This window comes from Mycolicibacterium arseniciresistens, from assembly GCF_030519285.1.
Taxonomy (GTDB): domain Bacteria; phylum Actinomycetota; class Actinomycetes; order Mycobacteriales; family Mycobacteriaceae; genus Mycobacterium; species Mycobacterium arseniciresistens.
This window is the reverse complement of the sequence record NZ_JAUMSQ010000112.1, coordinates 1-1,239: the sequence shown is the minus strand read 5'-3', so window position 1 is coordinate 1,239 and position 1,239 is coordinate 1. Positions and strand designations below refer to the sequence as shown.

At 73.3% G+C, this 1,239-nt stretch carries 1 protein-coding gene and 1 pseudogene; one reads left to right on the top strand and one right to left on the bottom strand.

The window, feature by feature from the left end; all coding sequences use genetic code 11:
- The coding region (locus Q2100_RS15750) for a pyridoxamine 5'-phosphate oxidase family protein (RefSeq protein WP_302914836.1) at nt 1–336 on the bottom strand (336 nt) is incomplete at its 3' end.
- A 164-nt stretch (nt 337–500) separates the two neighbouring features.
- Between Q2100_RS15750 and Q2100_RS15745 the strand changes: the two are divergent.
- Nucleotides 501–1,239, top strand: a pseudogene (locus Q2100_RS15745) (hypothetical protein); the annotation flags it as partial.

The following is a 1,239-nucleotide window of genomic DNA, read 5'->3' as shown; positions in this document are numbered from 1 at the left end:
GCCCGCGAGTGTCACCCTGCCGCTGGCCAGCGGGTCGGTGTCGGTGGCCGGCGCCACGATCGCCAGGCTGGCCCGCGGGTCGCCGTCGAGGTTGCGGCCGTGCTCGGCCAGGTTGGAGACGCACAGCACGGGGGCGCCACCGTGCAGTCCGTAGGTGACGAACGACGCCCACGGGTCGCCGTCCGCGGTGAGCGTGGCCAGCGTCGCGGTGTTGGTGGAGGCGGCGATGGTGCGGGCCTCTTCGGCGGCCGACGGCCGAACGGCGCGCGCCACCTCGCCCAGGGGCGGGGGGATGGACGGGGCGTCACCGGGGTCGCCATGGTCGCGGTTGGCCACCTCGGCACCCTACCTGACCTGGGCGTGGCTGCCGGAAGCGGCGCCGAAGCTGGACGTCGGCGACCGGCGATGTCCGACAGCTACCGCCGAATGCCGTCAATATGTGAAAATGGGTGCGGTGGGTCTGTGATATAGCAATCGCTCACCGGGGGAGCGAGGGTCGCATGGCAATGCCGTCGTTGCGTCCGCTGATGTGTGCCGGCGTCGTCGTGGGTGGACTGGTGGTGGCTGGTCCCGCCGCCGGCGTCGCGACTGCCGACCCCGGTTCGTCCGACGACACGGGCAATCGCGACAGCAGTGTCTCCGGCAAACGCGATGCCGACCGCAAGCCCGGACTGAGGCTCGGGTCCCGCAACGACGACGGCTCCGGCAGCCAGCGCAAGCGGCGGCCGTTCGGCATCAGCCTCGGCCGCGACGGCGGCACCGGGGGCCGGGACGACAGCTCCGAACGCGAGGACGAACGCGACAAGCGGTTGGACATCACGGTGCCCGGCGGCCGGAGCCACCCGCTGATCCCGCAGGTGCGCGTCTCGGTCGGCGCCGACAACGAACGCGAGCCCGACACGTGTTCCGGGTCGAACTGCGTGGCACTGCGGGTCGCGGGGCCGGGGGTCTCCGCAGAGGTGTCCCTGTTCTCCCAACCCGAACCCGAACCCGAGCCACCCGGCCCGGCGTTCCGCGGCGGGCCCGAAGACGTGGACCCCGTGGTCGATGCCGGTGGCGCCGGTGATCCCGGGCAGTTCATCGCCGGGTCACCCGGTGTGCTCGAGGTGCCGATGATCGTCGCGCCGCCGGTCCCGGTGTCCGTGGTGGGGATGGCGCCGCTGCCCGCCGTGGTGCCGGGCGCGCCCGCGGGCACATCGCCGTCGCCGGGGTTGTTCGGCATCCAGTCCGCCCTGCCGG